We start from the raw sequence: 24689 nt of genomic DNA on the forward strand, positions 1-24689 counted from the left end.
GAGTTTACAGATTATTTCTTGAAAGTTGCGAGATAATGTGGAATATATTCATCTTTCAGGGCGTGATGTCAAATTAAATTGGGTGAAAAATCCAAATGACAATAAATTATTGACAGCGAAAGGTATTTTTGGCTTGCAAAGCTGAAGGCCTAACTATAAACTTAGCAGACTATTTCCGGAAATTTGTTTCCGGATCGGATAGCATATAAAATTGACACTTAATATACTTATACATTGCCGGAGGTAATAGTGGCTAATTTAGCGACACTTGTTGCACGTAAAGGAATGGTGTTACTAAGAACCGTTTTGGCCGTTGGGCTTATTGCTTTAGCTTCTACGGTTGTCGTTGGCTTTGCAGCTCAGGATGATGCTGCATTGACAAAGGCAGTTGACGAGTACATCGAAGTTTGTCAGTCTCAGTACGACAAAGGCCTGTATTCTACAGCTAAAGACGGGCTTCTTGAAGCCAAGTCTGAATATTCTTCAGATATGACCGAAGCTCAAAAGAGCCGGATTAATTCGATGCTTGAAAGGGTAAATCAGGCTATCGAGGCTCGAACCCGTGTTTCAGAGATGCTGGAAAACGGCAAGAAAGCTGTAAACAGCAAAGACTACAGCCAGGGGCTTGAGATGCTTAATCAGGTTGTCTCTGATAAGTATGCCAGCAAGGCTCAGGTTGAAGAGGCTAAGTCGGTCCTTGAATCTGCTGAAGAGTCTATGCAGAAGGTTGAAGAGCAGATGGAATCTCTGTTCGACGAAAGCGTATCGCTCTACAAAGACGGACTGCTGAGAGAAGCTATGCAGGGCTTCCAGAAGGTAAGCCGGAGCGGAGTTGATGTTTCCAACTGGTTCGGCAGAGACAGCGAATATTATATCGCCAAAATCAAAGAGGCGATGGATGCCGGCAGCAATGCAGAGCAAACGGCAGCTTCTAAGCAAACCGAACAGGCCTCCGCTGAGCAGAAAAAGCAGGAAAATGCCTCTGAGGGCACCGCAAAGCAGGAAGCGATGGAGCTTTTCAAGCAGAGCGTTGAAGAGTATAAGGCCGGGAATTACGAAGCCGCAAAAGACGGATTCGAGGCAGTTGCAGACAGCGGCTATGATATAAAGAATTTCTGGGGCAGAGACAGCGAATACTTCCTTCAGAAGATCAGTGATAAGAGCAAAGAGCTGGCTGAAGAGGCCGAAAAGGCAGAAGAAGAAGCCAGAATGGCCGAAGAGAAAAAGGCCAGAGAGAAGGAAGAAGCCGAGCAGAAAGCTCGTGAAGAGGCTATGGATAAGCTCTTCCGTGAGAGCGTGGAGCAGTATCGCGGGGGCAATTTTGATGCCGCTGAAGAGGGATTCCAGCTCGTTGAGAAAAGCGAATTCAATCCGAAATACTGGGGTAAAGACAGCAGTGATTTCCTTGCTCGAATAGAAAAGGCTAGAAAGGCCAAGGCCGATAAGGCCGCAGAGGCTGCAGCTGAAAAGCAGACTGCTGAAAAGCAGACTGCTGAAAAGAAAGCAGAAAAAGCTCAGCAGGCTAAGCAGGAAAAGCCGGATATCAGCGCAGAGGCCAAAGCTTCCGAGCAGAAAAAATCCCCTGAGGCAAAAGAAGACAGCTATCTGAGGGTCCTCAGCGAAAAGAGGAACCGTCAGAGAGATTACACACGTGCGATAGTGAACGATGCAGTTACAAAGGCAAACCAGTATCTCGGCGATGAGCAATTTGCCAAGGCAAGAGAGGCGCTCTCGGTGGCCTATGCAAACATCGAGAAAACCAAGATGCTCCTCGGCGATGAGCTATACAGCGAATATAAAACACGCCTGGATTCTCTCAGCACAAAGATAGACAACCTCCAGCAGGAGGCGAGGATCGAATCTGCCAAGATTGAACGTGAGCAGACTGAAGAGCTCGAGAAGGAGATACGCAGGGATATGGAACGTCAGCGCCAGCAGGCGGTGAAAGACTACATGGAAAACGCTATGGCCTTCCAGAGAGAGCAGCGTTATGAAGAAGCCCTCGCTCAGCTCGAGGCCCTTCTCGCTATAGACCCGCTCAACAGTATGGCACTGCTCCAGAAGCAGACATTAGAGCAGACAATATCATGGCGCAAGCAGATTGAGGTTCAGAATAAGATGCACAGGGAAGAGATCGAAACCCTCATCAAAGCCGATGAGGCATCAATCCCTTATGCAGACGATATGACATTCCCCTCCAACTGGAAGGAAATCGTTAAAAAGCGTGAACAGCGCGAGAGCGACGGAATGAGCAAGGAAAACCTTGATGTTTACCGTCTGCTTGATCAGAAGGTTGACCTCTCGGCATTATATGAAGATATGCCGTTCGGCGAGGCGCTTGAAGTGCTCAGGAATTCCACAAATCCTCCGCTGACGATTATCGTTCTCTGGAGAGATCTGGATGAAAATGCGTTTATCGACCAGACCACGCCAATAAACCTCACAATACCGGCTCCTGTGAAGGTTAAAACAGCCTTAGAGCTTCTGCTTGATTCAGTTGCAGGCGGGCTTGCAGAGCTGAGCTATGTAGTTAAGGACGGGATCATACAGATTGCCACTATGGGCTCACTGCCCGATAAGATGGTTACAAAACGCTACGATGTTCGTGAGCTCTTGGGCGAAACAGCGAACTTCAGCTTTGAGATGGACGTTTCAAACTACGGACAGAGCGAAGGAAGAACTGCCGGCGGTGGCGGCGGCGGCGGTGATGACTATGAATCCGACGATGATGACCAGCAGGAAGATACCCGCGACTCTCTAACCCAGAGAGCTTCCACACGTGCTCAGTCTATTGTTAATCTGATTCAGGAAACTGTTGCACCGGAAACCTGGTACGATGCCGGCGGCGATGGTTCTATTACCACTTTCCAGAATAATGTGCTGGTAATCCGCCAAACCCTCGAACAACACGAGAAAATCAAAGAGCTTATAGACGAGCTCCGCCTTACTCTCGGCGAGCAGGTTGCAATTGAGGCAAGATTCCTCACGGTAACTGAGAACTTCCTTGAGCAGATCGGAATTGATCTGGATATGGTAATCAATCCGGACGATTCCAACTGGAATGAGATCGCATTTACCCAATCTCACAAATCAGGCGGCGCACCTTCAGATTCAGGCTTGCCGGGTTCTCTGGCAGGTGCAATTGCATCTTCAATGAACGGAAGCTATGTTATGGACGATCTTCAGGTGAGCTTCCTGATAGAGGCCACTCAGGCTCATAAAGACGCAAAGAGCCTGAATGCCCCGAGGGTAGCAGTGCTCAATGGTGAACGTGCGAGTATCAGAGTGGGCAAGGAAACAAGCTTCGTGAGCGATTACGAATTTGAAGACCTCTCAACTACAGGCGATAACCCGCTTGTAAGAACGATTGCAGACCCTGAGATCGACAGGATACGTGATGGTGTTAATCTTACTGTTACTCCAACCATTACAGCGGACAAGAAATATGTGATTCTCGGGATACAGACTCAGTATCTCAAGACCAACTTCGATACATATACAGTTCCTTCGGATACTGGAACTGGAACGCAAGAGTATCCTATCCAGCTCCCTGTGAGGGAAGAGGCGAGAATCGGTACGAGGGTAACTGTCCCTGACGGCGGAACCCTGCTAATTGGCGGGCAGAAGCTTACAGGCCAGAAAACCGCCGAGAGCGGAGTGCCGGTTTTGAGCAAAATGCCTTTCGTAGGCCCGCTGTTTGAAAACAGAGGCACGCTTAAAGACCAGAGCATCTTGCTCATACTCGTTAAGCCTTCCATTATCCTCAGGGACGAACAGGAAAAAGAAGCCGTGGATGCGATGGAAAGCAATTTCTAAAGCAAAGACGGATTTTAGTAATGCCTTGGCGCTCGGACGGTTATGCGCCGAGGCGCATATTGCGAAATTATAACGATAAGATATCAGCAGGATATATATATGGTTAAGCGAATATTTTCGTTACTGGTTGTAATGTTTGTCTCAGCGGCTGTTTTTGCAGCTCCGTATAACGGAGGGGTTTTCAAGGTACGCCAGCCTGACGGCAGCGTAGTTAAGGTTAGGGGATACGGCGACGAATTCTACGGCCGATTTGAAAGCCTTGACGGCTACACCCTGACTAATGACGAAGACGGTATGCTGGTTTATGCAGATATCAGCCAGGATGGTACTCAGTTCAAACCGCTTGATATCAGATACAACCCCACCGAACCTACAGACACTTCACTTCCGGAATTCCGGAACAGTACGGCTGCTGAGAATAACCGCGGGGTTTTTCCTGAAAGTCTTGATATAAAATCAGAGGTTATCAGGGAAATTCGCCTGAACAAGATTGAAGAATATGAGGCTGATCAATATATGATTCCGGCTGAGCAGGGTCCTCAGAAACAGTCACTGCAGCAGCTTCCTTACGACCCGGAAACCTTTGAGCCTAAATACTACAGGCCTGTAACCGGTGAGATAGAAGGCCTTACAATTGTTATAGAATTTTCAGACATATCCGGAGACATACCAGTATCAGCGGAGGAACTTGGCGATAACGAACAGAGATGCGTTGAGAATTTCTGCAACTTGGTCGGATACGACGCTGACGGTAACAACGGATCTATCAGAGATTACTATTACGGAGTTTCCAACGGAAAGCTTACATATACAAATCAGGTGGCAGGATATTATACTGCTGAAAATGATTTTACTTACTATAATGACGGCCCGGGGACTGCCAGAGGGCTCATTAGAGAGGCTCTAAACGGCCTTGCAGACCAAATTGATGTTTCCACACTTACAATAGACCCTGCTACAGAAGAGGTTCAGGCATTGAACGTGTTGTATGCAGGACAAAGGCCTAACGAATGGGGAGCAGGACTTTGGCCGCACAAGTATAATTTGAGTGCAGGCGGCGGTGCTACCGTAACCATAGACGGAGCTACGTTCGATGTATATCAGATTACAGATATGGGTACTTCAGAAAATCCTGCGATGGAAATTGGTACATTCGCCCATGAAAACGGACATATGCTTTGCGGTTATCCTGACCTGTACGATTATGGTTATGAATCCAGCGGAATCGGTTCTTACGGGCTGATGGCCGGCGGTTCATACGGCGGAAACGGAACAAATCCGATGGCTATAAACGGCTATTTCCGCTGGCTCAGCGGCTGGGAAATCCCTCAGTATCTTACCAGTGAAAGTGAAGGCAATCTGCACACCGCTTTAGGCAGCGAGATGCAGGCTACAGAAGCCCCTGAAGAAGACTGGGAAACCTTTGACGAATATCAGGGAAATATATTTGTATTTATGAACGAGGAAAATCTTGAAGAATTCTTCGTAATAGAAAATATAATCAATTCTGGCAGGAAAGGCTCTGCGGCAGATAACGGCCTTGCAGTATGGCATGTCGATGAAGGCAAGGGCGGATACGGTGCTAACGACCAGGAGCATATGACTCCTGATAGGCATTATCATGTTTCGCTTGAACAGGCTGACGGAAATTTTGATCTCGAAAACGGGAATGGTCAGGGTGATGGAACTGATTTATTCGGCGCTCCCAGATTTCCGGAGTTTTACGCAGATCAGAATATTCAGCCAAATTCAGTTTGGTGGAACGGCGAACCTTCAGGTTTGAGACTTTATGAGATATCAGAGCCGGGCGGTGAGGTAACTTTCTATGCTGAAATATCTCCAAAATATGCAAGAATAGTTCGTCCAAGCGGTGCAGACCCCACTGATATGGCCAATGAAGTTGAGAGATTTAAGACTATTCAAGAAGCCTTTGATGCCGCTCAAGACGGAGATGATATCTACGTTGCAGACGGCTTCGAATACCACGAATTCCTCGATACGGTAGGCAAGAGCCTCGCTGTATATGCAGAGGCCGCAGACCCGAACGATCCTAACGATGACAACTGGCAGGACTATATGGATGATTACAAATCCGTTCCTGTTGAGCCTACGAATATCGCATTTAATATCGATTATATGGATTACGATCCTGATATGGCCGGAGACCCGAACGAAATTCCTTCTCTCACTGTTTCGCAGGGCGAGCAGGTGAGCTTTGAAGATTTTGCATTTACAGGGCATCCGTACTCAGCCATTAATGTTTCTAACAATTCTCTGGCAGTATTTGAAAGCTGCTCGTTCACTAAACACGGAACTGGAGCACCTAAAGAAGTAATAGATGATACCGGCCAGTTTGTTACAGATCCGGAAACAGGCGAGAATCTTGTAGCGCCTTCAATTGAATACAATGATTTCTCTGATAATACAAATGCCTTTGTCCTGGAAAATGGCAGCATAGAGCTCACAAACTGCGAATTCTCGGGCAACATAGGCAGAGGAGACGGAGGTTCGTGTATTTACGGCGAGGGGCAGTCTTCTGTGATGGCCTCTGGTACCGAATTTGAAGGGAACTCCTCCAAATCCGACGGCGGTGCTGTTTTCTTCAAAGACGGATACGTAGAATTTTCTCGGTGCAGGTTTGAAGACAACGAAGCCAGATTCAACGGCGGCAGCATCAGCCTTGAGTCTGTAGATGATAACAGCGTTATTAGAGATTCCCGTTTTGTATCAAACAGCGTAAATATTTACGGCGGTGCACTTTACAGCTCCGACTGTGCTGTAGAATTTGTGAATAATCTCCTTTATGAATGCACCTCCAGCTGGTATGGCGGGGCGTTGTATTTTGATTCTCCACATAATCAGAACAAAGTTTACAACTGTACTTTTGATAATAACGACGGCCTCGTTGCAGGCGGAGCGATATACCTTACAGGTGCAGCAGGCCAGAGCCAGTTCTACAACAACATCTTCTCAAATACCCCGGGTTACGCAGTTTACGAGGCGGCTGCCGGGATTGATGTGGAGCTTAAGAACAACCTATTCTTCAACAACGGAGCTGATTACTGGGATGAGAATGTAGTTGGATATATTGGAGCCTCACAAGTTAACAATATACCGAATTCAACCGGCAACATCGATGATGACCCGATGTATGTTCAGGGCTATCTCGGAGACCATTACCTGAGCAATGAAGGTGCAGGGCAGATTCTTGATCAGTACAACAGGCTTGCTTCTGACTTGGGCAGCTCTGCTACAAGCCCATGTGTTGATGCCGGGTATGGTGAGCCTTCCGATTTTGATATTGATAGCCTCTCTACCAGAACAGACAATGCCCCTGATGACAATGATTCAGCTGATATTGGATACCACTATAACGACCCGAATCAGGTTTATGGCGGTGTTTTCAAGGTGTCTATCAATGTTTCGCCGAAAGAAGGCGGACAGGCAGCTGGAAACTTTACATTGTCTGATAATCCTTCCGGGCAGGAATACGTGTACGGTTTCGACCCGGCTGATCCGAACAACTTCAACGTGAAGCCTTTCGAGCAGGTAGTCCTTGAGGTATCCTCGGACAGCTCATATATGTTCGAGAAATGGCTGGATGAAGACGGCGAGCAGATGACGGAGATCCTCGGAGGCGATGACCCGGACTCTGATTTCTACGCATTCTACGATGAAAACGGCCAGCCGATGTATGTTGATAATGAAATTGGCGGCGAACCATACAAGATTGTTATGACTATCGATCAGCACAGGGAATTCTTTGCTGAGCTCGTTAAACAGAGAGTAGAGCTTACGGTTTACGTTAAGAGCGGAAACGGCAAAGTTTATCAGGACGGCGAGCTTACGCCGGTTAAAGAATACGCAAAAGGCGAGGTAGTAGATCTAAGAGTTGAGCCGCTCGAGTCTGAGCATAAAGTTCGCTGGACAGGCACGGATAACGACGCCTCTTTGAGCCTGAAGAATCAGGTTACAGTCCGAGAGCAGCAGCAGGTTGTGGAAGTTGAATTCTACCAGCCGAATGTCTGGACTGTGGGCATGCAGGGAGACAGCAACCTCTCTGATGTTGTCAGGAATATTCTGGTTGACCCGACCTTCGAAGACGGCGATGTTATTCAAGTTTTGCCGGGCGAATATTCTTGGGATGATAATACATATCCAGACACTGGATTAGTTATAAATATTGACAGGCCGGTTGTTATTGAAGGCGCTACGGGCAACCCTGATGATGTGTCTATAAGAGACGGAATCTGGAACTTCTGGGATGTCGGCAGAAATACAATAATAAGAAATATCACCTTCGACCATACCGGACAGACTTACAGAACACTGACGAACTATAATGGCAAAACCCCTGAGAACCCGTTCTTTAACGGTGATAACGGAACCCCGGGCGGAGGTTCTGTAATGAGGTTCTGCTCGCTGTTCGTTCCGGAATACGAATGGATGAACTACGGGAACAGCTATTATCCTGTACTAACGCAAGGCCCTGAAGAGGGGAAATGGATTACGGCTTCGCCCACCATTGAGAACTGCAGCTTTATTAATGCAACTTTCGATGTTGCAGACGGCAGCAATGGAGCATCTGATGATTCTAACTTCGGCGAAGGCGGCTGGCCCGGATACACGCTGGGCGGTGCGGTAACTATAAGCGATTTCTGCGAGCCGAGGTTTGTAAACTGCACTTTCCAAGGATGTGAAATACAGGGCGGACACGGCGGAAACGGCGCCGGTATTGCAGGATACGGCGGAATGTGGGATTCTCCGGAAAATCCAGCTTTCGGATATGATGATGATGATATTTATGGAGCAGGCAATATAGGATTCCCAAGATTTGTTCTGCCTTTCCATAAACGAGGCATATATTACTTTACGTACGAAGTTGCCGGAGATGACGGATTAGAGCAGATAGATGTCCTCGGCGGAGTGGGCTATCCATCCCCTGTTCCTGAACAGAATTTGATGTATTCTTATTACAACAGTTACGGCAGCGCCTACTACGGGAATTTCTCTTCTATAGAGCCAAAAGCCAGCTACGGCGGACGCGGCGGTGCTGTGTATATAGGCATCGGCGCAAGACCGGAATTCGTTTCGTGCGATTTTATAGAGAACAATTCTCAAAGCGGTTCCAGCGGTGTTCGAGGCGGCTCTGGGGCGAGCCCGAGGCAGCACTGGAGAGTACCTTCGTTTGGCGGAGCTGTTTTCTGCGATGCGAGAAGTGAACCGCTGTTTGAAGACTGCCTGTTCAGGGATAACATCGCAAACTACGAAATTCCTACTACTCATCCCGATGGCGGTGAGATTCAGGAAGACAACAGCTATATGAGCTACGGCGGTGCAGTTTATGCAAACAGAAACTCTCTGCCCGTGTTCCGTAAATGCCGCTTTGAAGGCAACGAGGCTGTTGTAGGCGGTGCGATTGCTGTGGACAATATCGGCGTAATCAATGACGAAACCGACCAGATAGAGAATCTTATCGTTGAAGACTGCACTTTTACTGGCAACATATCTTCAGTTGGCGGTGCTGTAACAAGTGCCGGCGGTTCTCAGAGCAGATATGAATTCCTTTCCGAGGATCCTCTCTTCCCGGGTATCGGGCCTCTGATATATACCGACGATCAGGGCAATCAGTATGATGTTTACAGATGGAATTTCGCTGTTGGCCAGAAAGAAGACCAGATCACAGGCGAGCCTTGGGGACCAAAGCTCAACGAGACTGTATCTCATTCTGCCGGCTTCAGCGCATTTATTAGAAACGACTTCATCGAAAATACGGCTAATCTGTTTATCACCGATATCAGAGCCAGCTATACAGACGAAGACGGCAATGTCTTAGATCCGGTGGATCTCGGGGAATACAGCAGGGCAGGCCTTGGCGGGGCGTTGGCGCTTTTCACCAGCAAGAATCAGATTGTTGACTGCGTGCTGAGCGAAAATGTCAGCGGCGGCTTCGGCGGCGGTATGTATATCTCAGGAAAAACTCTCACTGATGTATTAGAGACAACCGAATACAGATCTACATATCTGCGGAATGTGCTTCTTAATAACAACTACTCCGCATTCGGCGGAGGCGGATTATGCACCAGCAAATATTCAGACCCGCAGCTTATCAACTGTACTCTGGCAGATAATGTCGTTACAAGCTCTACCGGCAAAGGCGGCGGTCTGCTTGCAACTAACGACAGCTATATTTCAGCAATAAACAGCATATTCTACGGCAACCTCAGCTCTAACGGGGCTCAGATTGCTGTTAATGAGGTGAATGAAGGCGAGCCTTCAACTGCAGATGTAAGGTACAGCCTTATCGAAGAAGGCAACGTTCAGCAGGCACCGATAGATATGGGCATTGAAGCAGTAAGGCCTGTTAGGAATCCGGCAGAATCAACATACAGCATATCTGATCAGGAAATTCTGCTCGAATCTGAAACAGACCTCTATGTCTTCGATGCTGAAGAATACGGGAACGACTTCTCATCCTCGCTGATTGAGATGGGCTTTACCGTAAACTTCTACGAGCAGACTACCAACAGCGTGTTCGTGAATGAAAACGGCTGCATATCATTCTGGCAGGCGCTCTCTGAGATACAGAACTATCTTCTCAGCAGTGATTTGGGCACGCCGGTAATCGCACCGTTCCATGCGGATGTGGATACCAGCAGAGGCAATACCGCCAAAGCGGCCCGCGGAACTGCACGAGTGCTTACAGAAGACGGGTCTTACATCGACACTAAGGTGTTTGCTGTAACGTGGAATGAAGTGGGCTATTATGAGTCTCATCTGGACAAGGTAAACAAGTTCCAGTTAGTTCTAATAGACAGAAGCGACCGCGGCGAGAATGATTTCGATATCGAATTCAACTACGACCAGATCGAATGGGAGACCGGAGACGACCAGAACGGAGCCGACGGGCTCGGCGGAAATTCTGCTGTTGTAGGTTTCTCAGACGGAACAGGCAGCCCGGGCAGCTTCTACGAGCTCAGCGGAAGCGGGCAGCCAAGCGCCTTCCTCGATAACAGCACAACAGCTCTTATCGCCCGTTCGAGAAACAGCAACGCAATGGGACGTCTTGTATTCCGTGTTAAAGAAGGCCAGCCCCATATTAAATACGGCAGCCCTGTATATACCAACGGAAGCTCCAAGATAAACTACAACGCAGATTTCGACAGATGGGACCCGGCAGCGAATAATATCGTTGGCGATCCTGTATGGGCGCAGGAAGGCGTTTATTATCTCAACAAGAAATCCATAGCAATAGACCCGAACAAGCCTGAGAGCCCATGCTTTGACAAGGGTGCAGGCAATGCGAGGGATTACGATATCTACAGGCATACTACAACTACTGACAACGAGCTCGATGTTGACCGTGTTGATATCGGATACCATTATGTTCTTCCGACAACTGAAGGGCTCGAGGGCGATTTCAACTTTGACGGGGTGATTAGTCAGTTTGAATCTGTAGAGTCTATGGCGGAATACTGGCTCGACGAGTGCTACCCGCCATACTGGTGCCACGGACGCGATCTCAACCAAGACGGGATCGTGAATACCCTTGACAGAACGGTAATGGCAAGCCTCAGCGAGGTGGATTCTGTAGCTCCCCAGCCTCTTTACGGAGAGAACGGCGAGCTGGTAGAGCAGGACTTCACTGAAAACCAGCCCCGCAGGATGACTTGGGAAACCAAGCCGATTTCAAACGGCTCAGGCGTGGGCGAGATTCGTATGGTGGCAAGCCTGACTACTGACAACTGCATCGGCTCTGTGGAGTATCAGTTCCAGATGACATACCCGGAAGCCAAGATTGCACGGGACTGGGGCGTTTCAAGAGAATTCCTCGATACCGGCCTGAATGTAGGGGATGAATATGCATACCGCTGCAGGGCAAGAGATGCTCAGGGCAATGAAACCAAGTGGTCTCTTGCGGGCAGAACTGTTGCAGGCGACGATTCAACGCCTCCGATTACCGATCTGAACGCAGAAAATATTTATAAGTCTAAATGGGCTCTATCTGAAACAGGTATGCTTCTCAGCCCGCACGTAGTGAACGTTGCAGGCGGATTGGCAGATATAAAGATGGTAGCTGTTGAAGCAACAGACGAAAACGGCGTAGAATACTACTTCGAATGCACAAGCGGCAACGGGCACGACAGCGGCTGGATCGAAGAGCCTGAATACATCGATACTGATCTGCCGGTTGGCGAGCTCTATACTTACAGAGTACGCACAAGAGACCTCTCCAGAAACTTCAACCTCGGCGAATGGTCTGATGAGGCCTCTGCGTTTGCAAGCATTGAAAACATAATCGATACCGAGCCGCCGGCTCCTCTGAGCTACATAATAGGCGCTGATATCGTAGATGGCGAATATTTGATATGGGATGATTATGTATATCATACTATCACCGCTGTTACAGATTCGATTGATATATCTCAGCCTGTATGGTATCAGTTTATCTGCCTGACAAACAGCAGCTTGAGCAGTCCGAAGCTTATTCCGGGCGGAATCATAATGTTTGACGAGAGCGGCGAACGCCTCGATCCGCAGGAAAATGCCGATCTGATCGAAGAAGAAATCGAGGATATGAAAGGCGAGGCTGCATTTGCTGAAGAAGGTGATCAGGGCGGTACTGTTACTTGGACAGTTCCGATAGGGCCAACCGGCACAACAAGCCGCTGGAAAGTGATCTGCGGCGATGCCGAAGGCAACTCCTATACTCTCGACGATCAGGAACAGATAGTAATTATCAGGAGCTTCGGTATTGAGCTCAATCTTGATGATGTCGAAAGGATTGGCCTTGTGATTGATCCAGACGAGGAAGAGGACGACACCGCTGACGATACCGACAATACCGACGATACTGATAACACAGGCGATACCGGCGACGGCGGAACAACCATATAATACACAGCGTTTTCAAAGGCCTCCTTCCGCAGGGCGGGAGGCCTTTTTTGTCTTTATAATGGCTTTAGATTAAAAGAGAGTTGATTATGAGCGCCAATAATGTAGATAACAAAGTCGATGCCATTGAAACGGTAAACATCTTAAACGGAGCACGGAATTTTTTCTTTGTGGTGGCGATAGTTGGTCTTTTGTGCACGCTTGGGATAATGGTTTTATCCTTTATGGGACGCATCAGCGGCTCGGCCGGTGATTACACCTTCAATTGCTCAAGCAGTAAAACTTCCTGCGGCGGCGGAAACTGCGCGCTTCCCGAAGAGAAAACTCCTAATCAGCCCCAGGATGACAAAAACGCATCTGAGCAAACTCAGGAAACAAAACCTGAAAAAAAGGCTGAAAAAAAGCAGGATATTGCTTCTGAAGAAGAAAATGCTCAAAAAGAAAAGGCTGATTCTAAAACGAGTTCTGATGAATCAGAAAAGCAGGCTCAAGACCTTTCAGACGAGATAGACAAGGCGGCAGAAGAGATAGATTCTCAGGCCGCAGAAGCTGTTGAGCAGCTTGATAAGCTTGAAACCGGCCAGACAACTGACAGCATCGAAGAAAAGGCAGTTGAAAAGGCTGCTAAAACAAGCGAAATGGAGCTTGAAGCAAACCTCCCGGATGAGCTCAGCTCTGAAGAGCAGATGAAAGGCGAGGAAGAGGCACCGCAGCCCGCTTGGCAGCTCAGCTTTGAGAAAGCGGAGGTTATTCTTAATCTTTCCAATGGTGTGGTATTTTTCTCACTGCTGTTTTTTGCTATGACCTGTATGATGAGTACATGCGTTTCGGTATCTGCAAATCTTGGCGGTATGTCAAAGATAACCAGCGCAGTTCTCTTTGCTGGGGCAGCGGTTGTATTTTTCTTCCCGTGGCAGATTCCTTTCAGCGAGCTTTATATCGCAGGTGCTATGTATCTGCCGAAAGATATTGCTGTATTTGAAAAGATCGCAAGCCTTAGCTGGATAGACGTAATTATTGGTTCGCTTAGATATGCCGGCCTCTGGCTGCTTGTATTCGTTCTGGCTGTATTTGCCCAGATCAACGCATGCACCTGGAAGAAGCAGGTTTCCAAGCGGATGGGTCTTATCAGCGGCTGATAAATTATGCCTAAGCGTGTTGTTATTCTCGGTTCTACCGGGTCTATAGGAACCAGCGCTCTGAATGTCATTGATGCATTGGGCGATGATTTTGAGGTTCTTGCGCTGGCTGCCAATAAAAACGGCGAACTGCTTGAAGCTCAGATACAAAAGTTTGAGCCGAAATATGCCGGAATTGTATCAGAGCAGGCTTACAGCAGTTTAAAAGAAACTCGAAACAGTAACTGCTGTATATCCAGCGGAAGCGAATGCCTTGAGCATTTTGCATCACTTCCCGAGGCAGATATTGTGCTGGTGGCAGTGGTGGGTTTTGCAGGCCTTAAGGCGGTTTTGGCTGCTGCAAAAGCGGGCAAGAGGATTGCTGTTGCAAATAAAGAGCCACTCGCCGCAGCGGGCAGCATAGTTACAAAAACTGCAAAGCAGTATGGGGCTGAGCTTCTACCTGTGGATTCGGAGCATTCTGCATTGGCGCAGTGTTTGAGAAGCGGAAATCCGATGGAGGTTTCTAAGCTTATTCTCACCGCATCAGGAGGCCCATTCCATGAATACACCCTTGAGCAGATTGAAGCGGTTAAATATGAGCAGGCCCTTCAGCATCCGCGATGGAATATGGGACGCAAAATCACTGTGGACTCAGCCACAATGATGAACAAGGCCCTTGAGGTGCTTGAGGCAAGGTGGCTCTTTGATGTTCCCGCAGACAAAATTGATGTGCTCGTGCATCCGGAGGCACTTGTCCATTCGATGGTAGAGTTTGTCGATGGTTCAATGATTGCCCAGATATCCGAGCCCGATATGAAGCTGCCCATACAATACGCACTCACTTATCCGGAAAGAGTTAAGGGGCTTTGCAGATCGGCAGATTTGGCGAGCTATCAAACTCTCACATTTAAATCGCCGAACTGCGAACTTTTCCCTGCAATGAGATTATGTTATGATGTATGCGCAGAAGGCGGGCTGAAGCCTGCCGTTTTTAATGCGGCAAACGAGGCAGCGGTAGCGCTGTTTTTAAGCCGCAGGATATCTTTTATTGAAATTATGGAATTTGTAGAAAAAGCAATTAACAACTACCCCGCAGCCGGCGAGGTTACAGCGGAAAATATTATCGACGCTGATGAGCAAACACGCCGGTATGTTTACAGTTTGAAGAAATAAAAATATGGAAAAAAAGAAATCGAAAAAAGATTTAGTAATATCATTAGTAATCTTTCTGGCATTAATAGGCTATTTCTTTATAGCAAATTGGGAAACTGCATCAAGCTGGGCGATCGCTCTGCTTGGTTTTGGGTTAATAATATTCATACACGAGCTTGGCCATTTCCTCGTAGCACGCGCCTGCGATATAGACTGCGAGGCGTTCAGCATCGGTATGTCTATAGGTACGCCCTATCTTTTCGGGATTAAGAAGGCAAGAGGCGGGCTGCGAGTGAGGCTGCTTCCTAAGACCTCCGGAGTAAGGGAGAATATAGAGGACGACTGCCTTTGGATTGTAACGATTCCTCTGGGATTTAAAGAAGACGGAGACACTGAATACTGCCTCGGTCCTCTGCCAATAGGTGGGTTTGTGAAGATGAAGGGGCAGGATGATTCGGGGCCTGTGGATTCGGAAAAGGATGATGACCCCCGCTCGTTCGTAAATAAGGGCGTTGGCAAGAGGATGGCTGTTGTCTCCGCCGGCGTGATTTTCAATGTTATTGGTGCGTTTTTGCTCTTTGCAGGCCTTGCCAGATACGGGCTTGATAAAGTCCCCGCAGTGGTGGGGTATGTTGCAGAGGATTCGCCCGCTCAGGAGGCAGGGATAGAGCCCGGAGATGAGATTGTTTCTATCAACGGGCGAAAGATGGAGGTTGGCGGAAGGTCTAATCTCGATTATACCCACATTGTTCTTGCAGGTATCCTTGGCGGGGAGGATGAGCCGGTTGAAATGGAGCTCCGCAGGGGCGAGGATGAGCTTAAGCAGGTTCAGATTGAGCCATCAAACGCTTCCAGAACGCAGATGTTCGGGATTTACAAGCCGAAAGTTCTTGAGGTGGCCGAGTTTCAGGATGCTGAAGAATATTATGAAAGAGTTGGGCTGGAGCCGGGCGATGAAATCTTCGCAATTAACGGCGAGCATATCAGCTCTTATCAGGATTACCGCGATAAGCTCAAAGAGATATACAAGCCCTACATCATGTTTTCAGCAAAGCGTTTTGCTGAGAATGAGGATTTGCTCGAGGCTGTTTCTTCACGTTTCAAGCTCTCGTACCCTGTAACAACGGGTAATCTCTACAACAGAACCGATAATCTGGCTAATATTCACTCGATCGTTCCGCCATTGAAAATAAACGGCGGAATAGGCGTTTTCGACCCGCGAATTGATGAGCCGGAAAAGCTCTCAGAGAGCAGATTCGTTAGGGGCGATGTGATCCTTCAGGCTGGCGATGTGAAATTCCCCACGTTCAATCAGCTCAACGATGTTGTATCGAAACACGAAAACAAACAGCTTGAGCTTGTGGTTCTCCGCGAGCTGGAAGGGCCGAGGAAAGAGGTTAGTGTTACGGTAACCCCCGAGGTTCGTGAGAAAGGCGGAGATCCGAAAATAGGGATAAACCCGGTGCTTGCGATGTCTATGCCGATTATCGCTGACACCTCAAGCTCTGGAGAGAATTATCCAGCCGCAGACCTGCCCAAGGCTGCAAGAATACTCGAGGCAAACGGCGAAAAGGTAAGCAGCTGCTTCGATATTGTGAGTCTGCTTAAAGACGAGAAAACCAAACAGCTCAGCCTCAAGCTTGAGCTTGACAGCGGGGAAAAGAAAGATTTCTCTTTAGAGCTCAATGAAGGCAAAAGATTTGAGCTCGTAAAAGAGCTTGCAGAGCCTGAGCCGTTCGATGATTTGCGGGTTGAGTATAGAGGCGAGAATATAATTCAGGCCTTCCAGCTCGGCACGTATTGGGTGGGCGATATGCTCGGCCAGAGCATCAGCACAATCAAAGGGCTTTTTGAAAGAAAGATTGGTGCGGATATGCTTTCCGGGCCGATTGGGATAGCCCGCATAAGCCACAGGATCGTTGAGCAGCAGGATTTTGCCTTCTACCTATACTTTATGGGTATGATAAGCTGCTTCCTTGCTGTGATGAATTTCCTCCCGATTCCCGTAGTTGACGGCGGCGTATTTCTGCTTCTGGTTATAGAGAAGATTAAGGGCTCGCCAGTTAGCTACAACGTTCAGAAGGTGCTGATTTACATCGGACTTGCGCTTATTGCATTGTTATTTGCGGTGGTTATCTTCAACGATATCTCCAATATCATAAACGGCAGTTGAGGGTATGTGCAGTTCTCAAAACAGCGAATATTCTGTTAGTGCAGTAATTCCGGCATACAATGCTGAGAGAACAATCAAAAGGGCGGTAGAAAGCGTCCTGAAGCAAACTGCCCCTGTAAACGAAGTAATCGTTGTTGACGACGGCTCTAAAGACAGAACCGCAGAGATTGCTGAGAGTTTCGGCGATCAAATAAGGCTTATCAGAGGTGAAAATCGAGGAGCATCAGCGGCTAGGAATACGGGTATTAAAGCCGCCGGCTCACAATGGATAGCCTTCCTTGACTGCGACGACTACTGGCTTGAAGAGAAAAACCAGCTCCAGCTTTCTGTGCTCAAGGAGAATCCGCATATATGCTGGTCTGCCGGCGGGTACAAAATCTGCCGAGATGAAAGCGGCGATGCAAAGCCTGCCGCAGTGAATGATGAGTTTGATGAGAGCTTTGCCGCAAGCTATCTTGATTTATACCCTCAAGGTCTAAATGGCCATACAGATACAATGCTCATAAAACGCTCGCTTCTGATTGAGGCAGGGCTGTTTGATGAAAATCTCAGACGCTCTAATGATATAGATATGTGGTTCCGTGCTGCTTTTCGTCAGCCTGAAATTTTGTATGTTAATTCACCTCTCGCGGTACAGCAGAGGCAGTTCAGCTTTATAACACGCAGCGTGATGGATGAGAAAATCCCTTTGAGGCTTGCCGAAAAGCTTTCTAATGAAGCAAAAGATGCAGGGCTTGGAGAGGAGTTTGCCCCGAGCTTGAGGATAATCCTCAAATGGTGGATACTTCTTCTAATCCGCAGCAGGAAGAGCGGTGCAGTGAGAAGAATACTCTTAGATTACAGCAGCCTTTTTTCAAGCCGGTACAGATTTTCAAACCGTCTCGGGTCATACCTCCCGAAGCTTTATTACCGTTACCTGCAGCGCAAGATTCCCGAATTGAAAGAAGCAGGCGAAAGGGGTGATATCTGATGAAGCCTGAAATATCAGTTATTATGCCGCTTTACAATAAAGAAAAGACTGTGAAAAGGGCAATAGATTCTATCCTCGCTCAGAGCTTCGAGGATTTTGAGCTTATAATAGTTAATGACGAATCAAACGATTCGAGCAGGGAAATTGCTGCTTGCTGCAGCGATCAGCGGATTCGCATAATAGACCGCGAGAACGGCGGGTCGGGCGCGGCGAGAAATACCGGCATTGAAAACGCAAACGCCGGCCTGCTTGCTTTTCTCGATGCCGATGATGAGTGGGTGCCTTTATACCTGCAGAACGCTTACAATGAGATGAAGCGGGCCAACGTGGGAATCGTGGGCACAACTTACTACGAATTCCCTAAGGGCATTGATATTGCAGACAATCTTGGCAAAACCGCTCTGCGCGAGGGAATAGGAAAGATATCTGCCCGTGATAATACGCTCAGCGCGTTCGAAAGGCTTCAGTTTTTCCATGTCGGAAATTCGCTTGTAAAAACCGACCTTGCCCGAAATGTACGGGGATTCGATAACAAAAAACGCAACGGCGTTGATACGGTTTTCTTTTATAAAGTGCTTGCAAATGCCGAATATTCTATCATTACCCCATCAGCCGTGATACATCACCGAGATGCAAGCGGGCTTTCAAACAAAGTCCCATCGCAATTGCCTACGATTTTTCTCGACCCGTCCTGCATACTGAATTTCTGTCCGAAAGAGCTCAGGGGCAAGATGGAAGAAGTGATAAGCTATGTTTCGCTTATGGAAGCGAGGAGGCGTGCGAGGCGGGGGATGAAGGCGGATGCTGAATTTCTCCATCAGTCTTTCCCGAAAATGAAGGAATTTTCAAAGCTCTATTCAAAGCTTCAGCGGGAAATGGCTTTCAGCCTGTACTTTAAGTATTGGACAGCCTTCAAGCGGCTTCTCGGCCCTCCTGCAAGGCGATTCTGCCGTGAAAGGTTCGCAGGCAGAAGCTTTCACAAGCTTGAGGATGTGCTTGACGAGGCGGGCAGAAGTGAGTGAGAAGAGGCTGAAAATATCAGCTGTCCTGCCGGCATACAATTCTGCTGAAAGGATAGGCAAAAGCATACAAAGCGTACTCTCCCAGAGGCGTGCTCCCGATGAGATTATAGTAGTCAACGACGGGTCAGCAGACCACACCCCGCAGGTTGTTCGAAGTTTTGGAAAAAGGGTTAGGCTTATTGAACAGGAAAATCAGGGGGCAAGCGCTGCGAGAAACGCGGGTATAAAAGCAGCAGAAGGTGATTGGATTGCCTTTCTCGATTCCGATGATGAGTGGCTGGAAACACATCTTGAAACGCAGGAAAGCATACTCCTTGAGAATTCGTTTCTCGTTTGGTCTTCAGCGAACCATATAAATTACCTTCAATCAGAAAACAGGAGCTTCCCTTTCACTCCTCCCGAAACTGCGGCAAATATACTTAACGGCAAAAACTATCACGAAAACTATTTCAGAGCATTCAGGAAACAGGCCTCAGGCTGTACGGATACGATGGTTATCAGGAAGGATGTTCTGCTTGAATGCGGGCTTTTCCGTGAGCAGCAGAAAATAGCGAACGACCTTGATATGTGGTTTCGCATTGCTCACCGGTATCCGCGGATAGGTTATTCCTCCGAGCCGGCCGCTATATATCATCTAGATGCAGAATGGAGCATAAGCAGGCGGCTGTGCACGATAGATGAATTTGCAAACCTGCTCAACCGCCACATAAAACTCGCCGGCGATGCAGGCAGCCTTAATGCCTTCTCAGAGCATATCGGCTGGCAGGTGCCTGCTTGGTGCAGGGCGAGCCTCTTCGATAACAGGGCATATCAGGTCAGGCAGTTTGCAAAACAGTTTGCGAGATACTTACCGGCTTGGAAATATTTTGTTATAATGACTCTCACGCTAACTCCCGGGCTTACTATGCGAACTCTCAGGGCGATATCTAAAGTTGTTCGCAAAACCGGAATTAGAAAACGTGCAGTCAGGCCGCCGAAGAAAATCGATGAGTGATAAGATGAAAATATCTGTGATTATCCCTGCCTTCAACAATGCTGATACGATCAGCAGGGCAGTGGATTCTGCGCTCAGCCAAACCCTTGAGCCTCTGGAGATAATAGTTGTGGACGACTGCAGCACGGATAAAACAATCGATGTTCTCAAGGGTTTTGAAGGCAGGATTCGTTTGCTTCAGAGAGACCAAAATCGCGGCCCGGGAGCTGCGAGAAACGACGGGATCAAGGCTATGGCCGGTGAGTGGGCAGCCTTTCTCGACGGCGACGATGAGTGGGCGCGGGATAAGCTCGAAATGCAGACGCTTTTTCTTAAACATAACCCTGAGCTGGTTTGGTGCGGCACGAATTATTCAATCAAAAAGAACGGCCTGCAAAACACATCAATATCTAAAACGGAAGGCGAAGTGAAGGGAGAATATTTTTCCCTTATGAATAAAGGCCTCTGCTCAAGCTCTACGATAACGCTAATGATAAAGGCCGATGTGTTTGCAGTGAGCGGGCTGTTTGAGCCTCAGGTTTACAGAAACGAAGACAGAGACCTGTACTGGCGGATAGCTATGGATTTTCCGGAATACGGTTTTATAAACAAGCCTCTGTCCGTTCAGTATATGGGGCGGGGCAGCGAGGAGGCAATGGCGAAAAGAGCGGCCGCCAAAGACGGCAGATACCTCTTCCCGCTGATAGACAGAAGCCTTGAGAACGCCCGAAGGAAGGGCAGATTAGAAAAATTCCGCCCGTTTGCAGGTAAAATTGTGAGGAACGCGATGCTCTCTATGGCGTTTCTTGAGCTTTGGAAGCCATTCGGGAAATCTGGAGAAAAATATTCACACCTGCTTCCGGTTCACTACAAAGCACTGCTTTGTCTGTGCAGGAGCGTTCCGTTCTCTTCGCCTGCTATGAGATGCGCTTATCGGATTCTCAAACTTGCCGGACTCACAGGCAGCGACAGATTCCTCGATTACTGGAAATATATCAAAGCTAACGGCCTGCCCGCCGAGGTGCAGGAATGAGCAAAGCGGCTGTAGGCATACTCACATTCAACCGCTCAAAGGAGCTTCGAAGAGCTGTAGATTCTGTGCTTACGCAGATCAGCCCGGGGGATGAATTGATTGTTGCAGACAACAACTCCTCCGACAACACCGAAGAGGTTGTGAAAAACAGCTATCCGCAGGTTCGATACATTAAAAACAGCTCCAATCTGGGCGGGCCTGCCGGACGAAATGAAATATTCAAAATCTGCGGCTCTGATTTTATCATAAATCTCGATGATGACGGCTGGCTTGAAGAGGGGGCTGTGGATAAGGTGCGGGAGGCCTTCGATTCAGACCCTGCCCTTGGCGTTGTCGTTTTCCGGCAGCGTTATCCTGAAAGCGATGCCGGAGCGAGGCAGTTCGAACAGGCAGGCAGAGAGCCCGCTCATTTCTATGAAGGCGTTTGCGCTTTTCGCATGGAGATGCTTGCGGATGTAGGGCTGTACCCGGACGATTTCTTTCAGTATCATGAGGCTCTGGATTTAGGCATCAGAATCCTTGACTCAAAATGGAAGATGGTTTCCCGTCCGGATGTGGTTATGTGGCATCCGAAGGTTGGCGGGGGCGGGGCAAACGAAGACGGACGCTGGGATTATTACAAATTTCGGAATTATCTCTTTGTTGTTACGCGAAGATTCCCGTTTCCGCAGAATATACTTTTCTTTATGCGGAAGCTCGGGCTGTATTTTTTCTATGCCCTCAAGCATAAAACTGTGAATAAATATTTCGCTGCTTTAAAAGATGTGCTCAAAGCCCTGCCCGATTCTTCGAAATATGCGAAGGTCAGCAGGCAGACAGTCCGCAGGTATTATAAGGTAATGAAGAGGGTGGAGCGTGAGATGTTCGATTAAAAAAGGCCCGCCCCTTTTTCGGACGAGCCTTTCTGTTTAGTTTAGCAAAATCTCCTTAATTTAACGAAACCAAATTATCGTTAAACGCCTTCACCTGCACTCAGTCGAGCGCCATTTTAGGTATCGTCTTCGTCGGCCCCTCGAGATTTGCTGAGCTTGCAGGGTGCGTTTGAATGTCTTGGCCGACGCTTTAAGAAAAGCGCCGGCGGTCCACAATAAAACGTATCCTCTAACAGTCCGCAAAGGACTGGTTGGCATTGATTAAGTTTTTAGTAGAACATATTGAAGCTGTTGGCTGGTATTCCGCCCGCTTCAGCGGTTGCAAAGCTCAAGAGGGCTAATGTTGCTGCGAAAAGCAGCACAAGGAGTATAAATACAGCTATCTCTGCCCCCTCAAGATGATTGCCGCCTTCAAATCGTGTTAAGTTGTGTTTTCGGACGCTCATGGCTAACCCTTTCACTTAACTTCCTTCTACATTTTATACTAACATATTAAATCCCATGTTCAAGGCTTTTCTGGTTTTTTTGCAAGGGGCTGAGAGGGTTTTTAATCCTGCGCGCCGGAAATTCCCCAGTGGCCGGCTATGATTGTAAAATGAGCTAAATTTACTGTGCAGTCATCCCCGAGCATTTCTTCAAGCCCGCTGCCAAGGCAGGCAGAGAGCCAGTTTTCAGCTGCAATCTCAAGATCTGCCAGATTTATTCTGCAGTCTTCGTTTATATCGCCCTGAGCTAGAGATATGCTGCATACAGGCTCAATTTTTGTGAATTGGAAAATCTGATTATTCTGTCCGCTTCCCTGCCACTGAATTATATTAGCTCCGTCAGCTTTTGATACCGAGCTTACATCCATTGCCTTTTCGCTGTTTTTGGATGTAAGAGAGAAATTTCCGTTTTCGCTGGGGACAAGCCGCCATTTTTGGCTCGCATGACCGCTGAAGGATAATTGCTGGAGATTCGCCCCGTTGCCGGCAGACTGATTCTTAACCGAAAGGCACTTATCCTCTGCGTGGCGGGGGGTTAGGCGGAAAAAGCCTTCGCCCGCATCCTGCAGCTTCCACTGCTGGTTGTCCCCGCATGAGAAGCTGCTCTGCTCTACATTAGCCCCCTCCGCAGTGGATGCTCCGCTAACTTCAATGCATTTGCCGCTGTGCTGCGGAGTGATTCTATACCAGAAGCCCTGTTTGGGCTCGCTGCCGATACTTTCCGCCGGCTGCTGTAAATTTTTCACTACAAAGGTATGAACGCTGTTTTGCTCAATCTCTGCTGTGAATGTTTTTCCGGAAATGGGGATATCGCTTTGCCGTTCATACTGCTCGCTTGAATCCGCGAGTGTGCGCCAGTTTTTTACAGGGCCTTCTGCTGATTCGAATGCGGACAGATCAAAGTTGTAATCCTGCGTGTCGCTTTCGTTTACAACTACAATCACGAGCCTTTCTTTTTCAGGGCTGAAAGATACAACTGTATCTTCCCTGCCGCTGCTTAGGATTAGATCTCCCTGCTGGATTTTGCGGGTGAACTGAGCGAGAACGAAAAATTTGTTCTCAGCCTGGCCGATCCAGCTGTTCGGGAGATTTGCGTCGATAAGGCCCCAGTTTGCCCAGTCCAGAGGCTGCCAGTAGCACCAGGCATTGGGATGAAGATAGCGGAAGTCGAGGCATATATTTTTCGCCATTTCCATTCCTGTCGGGTCGCTGCCGCCGTATTCGCTGCTCCAAAGCCGCTTGCCTGCATTTCGGTAGTAAAGCTGTTCTCTCGGGCCGTTTGTTCCCTGATAACCGTGCACGTTTGTCTGGCCGATTTTTGATTTTGTTTCGGCGTCGAAGGCATCAAGCGTGTTCAGTGCCATTGTGAATGTTGATTCATCCGAGGCGGATATCTTGAGCTCAGAGAGCCCCCCTTGAATCCAGCTCGCCGCGCAGAAGACCAATGATTTGAGCCTGAGAGGAACGGTCGAAATGGCAGCCTTCCTGATTATTGTCGGCATCCCACCAGCCTGCGATCGGTTCGTTGAAAGGGTCAACGGTAGTAAAGCTTACGCCGAAATTATTCTTGAAATATTCTGCCGCAGCTGCCATATACAAGGCATGTTCATCCAATCTGTCCTGAGCGAGGTTGTCTTCTGAACCTGATGCTGATCCGGAGGGATTGTTGTTTTTGCACATCCACCACATCGGCGAGTTGGAAAAAAGCTCAAAACGGTTTGCCCCTCTGGCCTTGGCTTTTTGAAGCATCTGTCTCTGCCGGTAATCGACAGACCAGTCCCAGCTTTCTGAATACGGGTCGCTGCTGCGCCAGTCTATCCAAAAGCCTTCTATTTGGCGAGAGTCTCCTATATTAGGCGATTCCTGCATTTGAGTGCCGTTGATTGAATTCCAGCTGCATGCACCTGCATTGTATCGTACGATATTCATCCCGAGCCCGGGCAGAGATTTTCCGTTCAGCTCGGTGTAGTCATAGGTGAAGAGGATATCTGCAAGGTCGTGGCGGTTTCCGAATTCAGCTGCCCACCAGCAAAGTGAACATCCCCAGCCTTCCCACTCGCCCCAGCAGGTCGATTTATCAATAACAACATTCTGAGAAGAGAATGCTGCGGATGAGATAAACAGCAGTAAAGCGGAGGTGAAAGTTGATATTCGAGTTTTTTTCACGGCAAACCCTT

13 protein-coding genes are annotated in these 24689 nt (G+C 48.3%); 10 read left to right on the forward strand and 3 right to left on the reverse strand.

The features are described from left to right. The first annotated feature begins 249 nt into the window (after positions 1–249). The 10 genes from L21SP3_RS00900 to L21SP3_RS00945 all read left to right on the forward strand — a co-directional run bounded on the left by L21SP3_RS00900 (position 250) and on the right by L21SP3_RS00945 (position 22027). A complete protein-coding gene (locus tag L21SP3_RS00900; protein ID WP_077538656.1) occupies positions 250–3816 on the forward strand; it encodes a hypothetical protein in 3567 nt (1188 codons plus the stop codon). Between the two features lie 99 nt (positions 3817–3915). After that, positions 3916–12714, forward strand: a complete 8799-nt coding sequence (locus L21SP3_RS00905; RefSeq protein WP_161488035.1) for a M6 family metalloprotease domain-containing protein — start codon at positions 3916–3918, stop codon at positions 12712–12714. An 86-nt stretch (positions 12715–12800) separates the two neighbouring features. Further along, positions 12801–13850, forward strand: coding sequence for a hypothetical protein (locus L21SP3_RS00910; protein WP_077538660.1), 1050 nt, complete (start codon positions 12801–12803; stop codon positions 13848–13850). A 6-nt stretch (positions 13851–13856) separates the two neighbouring features. After that, positions 13857–15005 (forward strand): 1-deoxy-D-xylulose-5-phosphate reductoisomerase, encoded by a 1149-nt coding sequence (locus tag L21SP3_RS00915; RefSeq protein ID WP_077538662.1) that lies wholly within the window; start codon positions 13857–13859, stop codon positions 15003–15005. A 4-nt stretch (positions 15006–15009) separates the two neighbouring features. Then, positions 15010–17157 carry a site-2 protease family protein gene (locus L21SP3_RS00920; RefSeq protein ID WP_077538665.1) on the forward strand — a complete coding sequence of 716 codons (2148 nt, stop codon included), beginning with the start codon at positions 15010–15012 and terminating at the stop codon, positions 17155–17157. A 4-nt stretch (positions 17158–17161) separates the two neighbouring features. Further along, complete coding sequence (locus L21SP3_RS00925; protein WP_077538667.1) at positions 17162–18127, forward strand: glycosyltransferase family 2 protein; 966 nt, start codon at positions 17162–17164, stop codon at positions 18125–18127. Then, on the forward strand, positions 18127–19149 hold the full coding sequence (locus L21SP3_RS00930; protein ID WP_077538669.1) for a glycosyltransferase family 2 protein: 1023 nt from the start codon (positions 18127–18129) through the stop codon (positions 19147–19149). The genes L21SP3_RS00925 and L21SP3_RS00930 overlap by 1 nt, the downstream gene beginning before the upstream one ends. Then, positions 19142–20143, forward strand: a complete 1002-nt coding sequence (locus tag L21SP3_RS00935) for a glycosyltransferase family 2 protein (RefSeq protein ID WP_161488036.1) — start codon at positions 19142–19144, stop codon at positions 20141–20143. Before L21SP3_RS00930 ends, L21SP3_RS00935 begins: the two co-directional genes overlap by 8 nt. Further along, positions 20136–21155 carry a glycosyltransferase family 2 protein gene (locus L21SP3_RS00940; RefSeq protein ID WP_077538673.1) on the forward strand — a complete coding sequence of 340 codons (1020 nt, stop codon included), beginning with the start codon at positions 20136–20138 and terminating at the stop codon, positions 21153–21155. Before L21SP3_RS00935 ends, L21SP3_RS00940 begins: the two co-directional genes overlap by 8 nt. Next, complete coding sequence (locus tag L21SP3_RS00945) at positions 21152–22027, forward strand: glycosyltransferase family 2 protein (RefSeq protein ID WP_077538675.1); 876 nt, start codon at positions 21152–21154, stop codon at positions 22025–22027. Before L21SP3_RS00940 ends, L21SP3_RS00945 begins: the two co-directional genes overlap by 4 nt. Before the next feature lie 269 nt (positions 22028–22296). Here the strand turns inward: L21SP3_RS00945 and L21SP3_RS11955 are convergent, their stop codons facing one another. From L21SP3_RS11955 to L21SP3_RS00955, 3 genes are all read right to left on the reverse strand, one after another. Then, a complete protein-coding gene (locus tag L21SP3_RS11955; RefSeq protein WP_161488037.1) occupies positions 22297–22473 on the reverse strand; it encodes a hypothetical protein in 177 nt (58 codons plus the stop codon). A 101-nt stretch (positions 22474–22574) separates the two neighbouring features. Next, a complete protein-coding gene (locus tag L21SP3_RS00950; RefSeq protein ID WP_118084500.1) occupies positions 22575–24014 on the reverse strand; it encodes an RICIN domain-containing protein in 1440 nt (479 codons plus the stop codon). Then, positions 23914–24678 (reverse strand): glycoside hydrolase, encoded by a 765-nt coding sequence (locus L21SP3_RS00955; protein WP_161488038.1) that lies wholly within the window; start codon positions 24676–24678, stop codon positions 23914–23916. The genes L21SP3_RS00950 and L21SP3_RS00955 overlap by 101 nt, the downstream gene beginning before the upstream one ends. Positions 24679–24689: the final 11 nt, after the last annotated feature.

This window comes from Sedimentisphaera cyanobacteriorum, assembly GCF_001997385.1.
GTDB classification, from domain to species: Bacteria; Planctomycetota; Phycisphaerae; order Sedimentisphaerales; family Sedimentisphaeraceae; genus Sedimentisphaera; species Sedimentisphaera cyanobacteriorum.